Source organism: uncultured Candidatus Puniceispirillum sp., assembly GCF_963979125.1.
Taxonomy (GTDB): domain Bacteria; phylum Pseudomonadota; class Alphaproteobacteria; order Puniceispirillales; family Puniceispirillaceae; genus Puniceispirillum.
Window position 1 is genome coordinate 1 of record NZ_CAXBVX010000092.1, and the last position, 7955, is coordinate 7955.

The 7955-nt window shown below is 49.4% G+C and carries 8 protein-coding genes; 7 read left to right on the plus strand and 1 reads right to left on the minus strand.

The features are described from left to right. Together ABNT28_RS08830 and ABNT28_RS08835 are read left to right on the plus strand one after the other, a co-directional pair. Positions 1–937: membrane dipeptidase (locus ABNT28_RS08830; RefSeq protein WP_348721410.1), on the plus strand; the 937-nt coding region annotated here is incomplete at its 5' end. Positions 938–963: 26 nt separating this feature from the next. Next, complete coding sequence (locus ABNT28_RS08835) at positions 964–1173, plus strand: hypothetical protein (protein WP_348721411.1); 210 nt, start codon at positions 964–966, stop codon at positions 1171–1173. Between the two features lie 14 nt (positions 1174–1187). Here ABNT28_RS08835 and ABNT28_RS08840 read toward each other — a convergent pair whose 3' ends face one another. Beyond that, on the minus strand, positions 1188–2081 hold the full coding sequence (locus tag ABNT28_RS08840) for a DMT family transporter (protein ID WP_348721412.1): 894 nt from the start codon (positions 2079–2081) through the stop codon (positions 1188–1190). Positions 2082–2215: 134 nt separating this feature from the next. On the opposite strand from ABNT28_RS08840, the gene ABNT28_RS08845 reads away from it, so the two are divergent. The 5 genes from ABNT28_RS08845 to ABNT28_RS08865 all read left to right on the plus strand — a co-directional run. Continuing rightward, the gene (locus ABNT28_RS08845) at positions 2216–2578 is read left to right on the plus strand and encodes a TraR/DksA C4-type zinc finger protein (protein WP_348721413.1); all 363 of its coding nucleotides are present in this window, start codon (positions 2216–2218) and stop codon (positions 2576–2578) included. A gap of 161 nt (positions 2579–2739) precedes the next feature. After that, positions 2740–5427, plus strand: a complete 2688-nt coding sequence (locus tag ABNT28_RS08850; RefSeq protein WP_348721414.1) for a S8 family peptidase — start codon at positions 2740–2742, stop codon at positions 5425–5427. Between the two features lie 132 nt (positions 5428–5559). Beyond that, on the plus strand, positions 5560–5979 hold the full coding sequence (locus ABNT28_RS08855; protein WP_332925215.1) for a DUF983 domain-containing protein: 420 nt from the start codon (positions 5560–5562) through the stop codon (positions 5977–5979). 137 nt (positions 5980–6116) lie between these two features. Continuing rightward, entirely contained in the window at positions 6117–6713 is a 597-nt protein-coding gene (locus ABNT28_RS08860) for an XRE family transcriptional regulator (RefSeq protein ID WP_332925214.1), read from the plus strand. 55 nt (positions 6714–6768) lie between these two features. Continuing rightward, positions 6769–7955 (plus strand): FAD-binding oxidoreductase (locus ABNT28_RS08865; protein WP_348721415.1); only part of this gene is annotated, 1187 nt, incomplete at its 3' end.

A 7955-nucleotide genomic window follows, 5' to 3' on the forward strand; every position in this document is an offset into this window, starting at 1 on the left:
CCTGAAAAAAGCCAAATTGGGTGGTTTGGCAGGTGGGTTTTTTGCCATCTATGTTCCATCGCCAGTTGATCTTGATCTCAAATTAGAATTGATGACGCAAGACAAGTACGACCTACCTTTGCCGCCAGCGGTTGATCTGTCTGATGCCTTGCCCATTGCCTTGCAACAGGCGGCGATCCTTGCCGAACTAGAAACACTGGGCGCGCTGAAAATTTGCACCAGTGTGCATGACATTAAAACCTGCATGCAAACGGGGTTAATGGCGGCTGTCATGCATATGGAAGGAGCAGAGGCGATTGATGCCGATCTCTATAATCTGGATATTTTTTATCGGGCGGGACTGCGCTCGCTTGGGCCAGTCTGGAGCCGCCCGACGATCTTTGGTGAGGGGGTTCCGTTTCGCTTTCCTAGTACAGGCGACGTTGGTGGCGGTTTAACCGATCATGGTGTCCGGCTTGTCAAGCGATGTGATGAATTGGGCATTATGCTGGATATGTCACATCTGAATGAAGCTGGATTCTGGGATATTGCCAAGCACAGCACAAAACCACTGGTCGCAACACATTCAAATAGTCATCTATTGTCACCCCATGCCCGTAATCTGACTGACAAGCAACTGGCGGCGATTGCCGAAAGTAACGGTATGGTAGGGTTAAATTTTGCTGTCGCCTTTTTACGTGCTGATGGTAAAATGCTGGCCGATGTTCATTATGATGTTCTGCTGAGGCACCTCGATCACTTGATCGAACATCTAGGTGAAGATGGTGTCGGTTTGGGGTCAGATTTTGACGGCGCTGTCATTCCCGAAACTATGGGTGATTGTGCTGGACTTGCCACGTTTCGAGATGCGATGCGTATGCATGGCTATAACGATGCGCTAATGAGCAAACTTTGTCATGAGAACTGGATGCGGATGCTTGCCCGTAACATGGGTTAATCGATCTATTTATAAAGGAATTTGATATGGAGCAGATTAACCCTCATGCGCTGATCGCCATTATTGTGGCAGGTATCGGTTACGGGATTTATATTGGTGCGGAATCACTGGAAAAACGTTACGCAAGCCATGACCAGATCAGCAACATGCCTAAATGGTTAAAACATATTGGCGGGGCTTTAATGGTCGTGCCGATCGCCATATTTGTTGCGCTATGGGCATTTGCCAAATTCTAGCCCCAAATTTTAGCTTAGGTTGCCGCGCTGGTTTCGCGAGGCGACACCAACGCCAAGCCTACAAGCATCGTTGCCATTGATACCCATACCCATGCCGAATGGCTCTCGCCAAACAAGACCATGCCCCAGAATACGCCAGCTAAAGTGACAACATAGCCAACCTGACTGGCAAATAATGGCCCCGCGCGATCAACCGTCATAACGAACATCGTATAGGCGATTGTCGCTATAAGCGCCAGACCGACAACGCCCCATTCAATGACGCCAAATGGAAATTCTGGCAAGAACAGGGTATCATTGGCTAGCGTGACGGGAAGTAACATCACCGCCGCCGCGATATTCATGCCACAGGCAATCCGGATGGGTCCCAGACCGGGCATTTTCCAGCGTGCTAGCAGGATGTTTTGGAATGCGAGGGACAATGAACTGACACAGGCCAATAATAGCCAAGGTACTGCGCTCCGGCTTGGCAGGCTACTTTCGGGCGCAACCAGCAACAAGATTGCGCCAGCACCAAAAAGAATCCCCGTTACACGACGCCATGCTATCTTTTCAAGCTTTAATATCAGCGCCAGACAATAGGTCAAAATGGGTACCAAAGTAACGGTAATGGCCAGAATGCCTGCTGGCAGATGTGGCGCTGCCAGATAAAAACATGCGCCTGGTATGGCGATACCAAGTGAACCAACAATAAAATAAATCCGTAATTGTGCAGTGCCCAGCGACATGGGTCGCCGTCGTGCCAGCGTAAAGGTTAATAACAATACACTGGCAACGATCGCTTGCCAGAAAGCAATCCCCATCGGCGTGCCACCCGCATTGATCGCAATCTTGGCAACCGAAAAGGATACCCCCCATAACATCCCCATGCACAGCATAAATATCCACGGCAGAAAGCGGGCTAACATATGATCAAATCTCCCTAGTGTATGTGTATGTGTATGTGTATGTGCATGACTGCATCGGTGAGGTGTGGCATCACTGTGATGTTGCAAGCGGGTCAGGTCAATCATTTTCATCAGGCGTTATATATGATGTACTGATGGGCGATCAGAACGACTGGCAAAATGGTGTCCGAATGGATGTTACGGCATATAAAAAGCTGATCTTGGCGGAAATAGCCGAGCTTGAGGGCTTAAGTAAAAGCAGTAAATCGGGTCGGGATCCGGTGATCCTGGATCAGCAATCGGTTGGCCGCCTGTCGCGTATGGATGCGATGCAACAGCAATCAATGGATCTGGCACGTGAACAAAGACGGCAACAGCGTCTTGGCATTCTGGCGGCGGCCTTGCAACGCATTGAGGCAGATGATTACGGATATTGTCTGCGATGCGATGAGCCGATCAAGCCCGCGCGGTTGACCATTGACCCAGCGGTTACAATATGCGTGTCATGCGCCGATTGATGATAATAATATGTGCGGTGTGAACAGGCATATTCATTCCTCATATCATTTATAAATAATATAAAATATTGAAATATAAACAAAAGTTAGCTGTGTTAACGTTAGTTTAACCCGTTTTGCGTACCCTTTTGGTTCAATTTGTCGAATCAAAGGGGTTGCTGATGATACCGCGCCAGTTTGCATTTGCATCCGGTTTACATCATTTTTCCCCGCGTTACATTGTACCTGCTCTGCTTTTAGGCGCGCTTAGCGCCTGCGGCGGCGGTGGAGGTGGCGGGGGAAGCGGCGTTGCGACTTTGTCAGAATATAGGCATTGGCTTGGGGCGCGCTTGCAAACCGGCCAATCTCTAAATCAACAGTCTTCATATGCACTAAAGAATAGCAATGTTCTCTCCGCGCATGCGCAAGGGTCAAAGGGTAGGGGTGTTACAGTTGCCGTCATAGACGGTGAAATCGATTTGACGCATCCCGATTTACGAAACCGATGGGTGCGTGACTCGAATGGAAAAGTAACTGGGTATAATTTTGTGGAACAACATTCTGACGTTAGGCCGATAGTCCAGCGTCGTGACAAGCCTCGATCCGATATTTCTGAACCTGATATTGCCAATCGGATTAGAACTGCCGAAGCTACACGTGGAGTCTCTTTTACGCGAAGCATTTCGCATGGAACACATGTTTCTGGCATCATTGCAGCTTCAGATAATGAATTTGGAACAGTGGGTGTTGCGCCTGAAGCCTCAATTTTACCTGTTACTCTTTTCAGAGAGTTTTATTCAAGGCCAGCTCGTAAACGGCCTCAAGGCTCTGACCCTAACCATAGTAGTGGTGCAGGATGGAATAATAGAGTTGCGCGAGCGGTTGATTATGCGGCCAGCAAAAGCCCGTTTGTTTTGAATAATAGCTGGGGGAGTACATGGGCGGCAGAAGTTGAATGGGGATCAGATAGGCCCGGAAGCCCAAAAACCTATTTTAATCTATATAATTACTTTCTCCATGGCCAACGTCATGCAGATATATTCCAGAAACCAGCTCGTGATGCGTGGTTGCGGGTTGCAAGCAAGGATATTGTCGTCATTTTTTCGGCGGGAAACGATGGCTGGAACAGCGAGACAGGTAGAATACCAGTCTATGCAACAAAATATAGCGCAGATAAGCGTTATACAGATGAGCCGATCGATTATTTCACTAGCATTGGTAAGGTTATAGACGGAAAAGCTATCCCATCTAATATACCTAATCTGGAATCAAGTTATTTTCTCACGGACGGGGCTTTTGTTGGAAAATGGCTGGCTGTTGTAAATTTAGATGAAAATAACAGTATATATAGATCTAGTAACGGGTGCGGCATCGCCAAGGCATATTGTCTGGGCGCCAATGGCGTAAATATCCGGTCAACAGGTGTGCTTGAAGATAGAGATACAAAAAATGGATATGTCAATTACTCTGGCACATCAATGGCGGCGCCGATGGTATCGGGGGCGCTGGCGGTTCTGAAAGGTAAAGATCCGCGTCTAACCGCCAAGCAGGCCGTACGGATTATCCTTGATACGGCCACCGATCTGGGCGCGCCCGGGATTGATGATGTTTATGGTCATGGCTTGCTGAATCTGGCAAAGGCATTGGAGCCACAAGGCGCGGCGCGCGGCGCAGGGCGGCATGCCAGTGCCTTGTCTGGTTTTGACCCAAGGCAGAATGCGGTGGCATTTTCCACCGCCTTTGGCAATGGTGGCGCGCGGCAGTCACTGACCTCGGGCGTATTCGATAAATATAACCGTTCCTATCAGATGAAAACGCCGCTACAGGCACCAATCCGCAAAGCCCCCAGCCTTGATGCCTTGATGCAGTTTCATCATGGCAAGGTCAGCGCGGCGTCGCGAACGGTGGCACTTGATGCTGATGGTAGCCTGTTTTACAGCATGTCGGATGACCGTTATGGCCAGCGCGGCAAGGGTGTGTCGTTTGATATGTTTGGTGACGTGCAGGGCACGCCTTACCGCACGCATCTTTCCTTTGCCAAGGTCAAAATTGCCGATGCCATGATGCCGTCATCGATACATAAAAGCATGTGGAGCGGGCTGGGCAGTCACAGCCGTGACCATATGCAAGGCCGGTTTGATACCGCGTTGAATGAAAATCTATGGCTGGGCGTTTATACGGGTCGCGGACAGCTAGGCGGCACTGGTACGACAACGCGCACTGATCGCGCGGATGATGATGGTTCATACAGGTTTGATGATGTTGGTATGGTGTTGACGCATCAAGATAGAACAGCAAGGATCAGCCTGTCAGCCGGACGTTTCTTTGAACATGGACGATTTCTGGCAAGCCGTTCCGAAGGGGCGTTCCAGCTAGATAAAGCCACCGGATCGGATTATCTACATCTTGGCGCGGCGACGTCATTATCACCGCATATTCATTTGTCTGCTGATTATATGAAGGTGAAAACAAAGGTTGATTTTCGTCACAATGCCTATGTCGATGATATGACGCTGGACGCCGATAGTGCCGATGCCCGCCTGACGGTTACGAACGTTATTGCCGATAATGAACATTTTGCCTTGGGCTATCGTCTGCCATTGGCGGTACGTCATGGCGCGATGGCGCAGCATAGTGTGAAAGGCTATGACAAATCGGGCAATTATAACATCGCTATTGACCGGATTGATTTTGCCGTACCAAAGCGGCACTGGATTGCGCATGTTACCTATATGCGTCAGTTGAAAGCGCAATCAATCGGGGATGCTTCGTTCCGCTGGTTTATTGAAGGCGCGTCACATCAGAACTGGGGTAATATTGCAGGCAAGAAAAATCGCCAGATAAGCACAGGAATTGTTGCCAGTTTCTAGGTTCACTAAATAGAAATTTTCAGACTGGCCTGTGGCGCTGTGGCGCATAGGCTGGCATAGGCAGACAGGACGAATCATGCTAGCTGTATGGGATAAAGGCATGTCCCAATCAGAACAGGCAGGATCAAGCAGATGCAGACCCCAACGTCCCCCATTTCATATGGTACCGCTTTGACACGCGGTTTAAGGCGGCGCTGTCCGCAATGCGGGATTGGCACGTTGTTGCGTGACTATCTTAAACCAGTCACAGAATGTGAAGCCTGCAAAAGTGATTTTAGCCATATAAGCGCTGATGATGGCCCGGCCTGGGTCACGATACTATTGCTTGGGCATATTGTTGTGCCGCTTATGCTCTATTTTGGCCGTGACGATTCGATCCCGCTCTGGATTGCCTGTGTCATATTATCGGCCATTATGTTGCTTGGTGTTTATGTGACTTTGCCGCGGGCAAAGGGGCTATTTATCGCGCTGATCTGGATGACAGGCGCGACAGGTGAGACCATGTTGCCAGATGCGTTGGATCAAACGGATGAAACGCATAATCGTTTTTGATCGGCTTTTGGGTAGATGTAACAGTGATATACATATTAGCAAAATGAAAATAATCACCTAAATTCATTTTTATATGAAAATATGTTTGATTTTTTCATTTTCTCCTCGCAAGGTTACTGAGGAAGTGAGAGCCGATCATGCTTGTGAAGATGGATAAACAGTCAAATGCCAGCGCGCCGCTTCGCTCAACAGGGCAGATCGGAAGCGATATACGCGCTTTGCGGCGTTCACGTAATTGGACATTGAACGATCTTGCCGATCATCTTGAACGTTCGGTTGGCTGGCTGTCGCAGGTTGAGCGCGGCGTATCCGAACCAGCGCTGGAAGATATCCGCCGTATTGCAGCCTTGTTCACTCTGCCTGTCAGTTTCTTTTTTTCACCTAGCAATGATGATGCAGAAAGCCAGTTTGTCGTGCGCGGACATTCGCGTCGGTCGATGAGCGATGATACCAAAGGTCTGGTTGAAAGCCTGCTATCACCTGATCTTGGCGGTGCATTTGAAATTGTGCATTCGGTGTTTGCACCTGGTGCGCGCTGCCCAGAGCCTTTTATTCGAGAAAGCGAAGAAGCAGGTTATGTGATTGAGGGTAGCCTTGTGTTGTTTATTGATGGTGATCGTTTTGTGCTGGATGCTGGTGACAGCTTCCGTTTTGCTGGCGAGACAGTGTCTTGGGTGAATGAAGGCAAGGTTCCGGCGGTTCTGATCTGGGTGATTGCGCCACCGATTTATTAGTAAATTAAAGTTAGACTGAATGTGACTGGGGGCTGAATATGATTGGGGACATGATATGAATGAACAACAAACACAACAAACCGAAACCCTACAGGCAAGTACAACATTGCCAAAAAGCGCACGTGTCGTTGTTATTGGCGGTGGCTCGGTTGGTGCCTCGGTATTATATCATCTTGCTAAACTAGGCTGGACAGATGTTGTTCTGCTTGAAAAAAACGAACTGACATCAGGCTCAACATGGCACGCGGCTGGCAACTGCCCGAACTTTGTCGGATCATGGACGATGATGAAAATTCAGTCCTATTCGACCAGCCTTTACCGCGAGCTTGGCGCGCTGGTTGATTACCCCATGAATTATCATGTAACAGGCGCGATACGTCTTGCCCATAGCCGCCAGCGCATGGAGGAATTCCGTCATGTTGAGCGCATGGGGCGGCAGATGGGCGTCGAGTTGCAGGAAATGTCAAACAAGGACATGCAGGATATTTATCCGTTCCTTGAAACACATGATCTATATGGTGGGCAGTGGGATCCCTATGACGGCGATATTGATCCGGCGCAATTAACCCAGGCACTAGCTAAAGGCGCACGCGATATGGGCGCAACCATTGTGCGGTTCTGTCCAGTCACAGGTGTGAAATGGAACAAGGGGGAATGGACTGTTTCGACGCCGCATGGTGATATTAAGGCTGAATTTGTTGTCAATGCGGCTGGGTACCGTGCGCATGAGCTTGGCAAGATGTTTGGCCGTGATGTGCCTTGTGTCTCATTGGCGCACCAATATCTGATTACCGAAGCTATTCCTGAACTGACCGCGCGCGACAGCAAATTGCCGCTTCTGCGTGATCCAGACAGTTCCTATTACCTGCGGCAGGAAAAAGACGGATTGTTGCTTGGCCCATATGAAAAAAATTGTCGTGCCCATTGGCTGACCGATGATGATCCAATGCCGGATGATTTCTCATTCCAGCTTTATAATGACGATCTTGATCGGCTGGAATGGTATATTGAGGATGCGTGTGCACGTGTCCCTATTCTGGGTAGTGGCGGCATCACCCGTGTTGTAAACGGCCCGATTCCTTATACGCCTGACGGTTTACCGCTTCTTGGCCAGATGCCAGGCGTGCCCAACGCCTTTGAGGCTTGTGTTTTCACTTTTGGAATTGTGCAGGCTGGTGGTGCTGGTAAATTGCTGGCGGATATTATTGTCGAAGGCGAGGCCGAGACTGATAGCTGGGCGGT

Excerpts from the sequence above, each read along its gene's own strand:
- ABNT28_RS08835 (WP_348721411.1), top strand. The coding sequence starts at position 964 with ATGGAGCAGATTAACCCTCATGCGCTGATCGCCATTATTGTGGCAGGT.
- ABNT28_RS08855 (WP_332925215.1), top strand. The coding sequence starts at position 5,560 with ATGCAGACCCCAACGTCCCCCATTTCATATGGTACCGCTTTGACACGC.
- ABNT28_RS08860 (WP_332925214.1), top strand. The coding sequence starts at position 6,117 with ATGCTTGTGAAGATGGATAAACAGTCAAATGCCAGCGCGCCGCTTCGC.
- ABNT28_RS08840 (WP_348721412.1), bottom strand. The coding sequence starts at position 2,081 with ATGTTAGCCCGCTTTCTGCCGTGGATATTTATGCTGTGCATGGGGATG.
- ABNT28_RS08850 (WP_348721414.1), top strand. The coding sequence starts at position 2,740 with ATGATACCGCGCCAGTTTGCATTTGCATCCGGTTTACATCATTTTTCC.
- ABNT28_RS08845 (WP_348721413.1), top strand. The coding sequence starts at position 2,216 with ATGGGCGATCAGAACGACTGGCAAAATGGTGTCCGAATGGATGTTACG.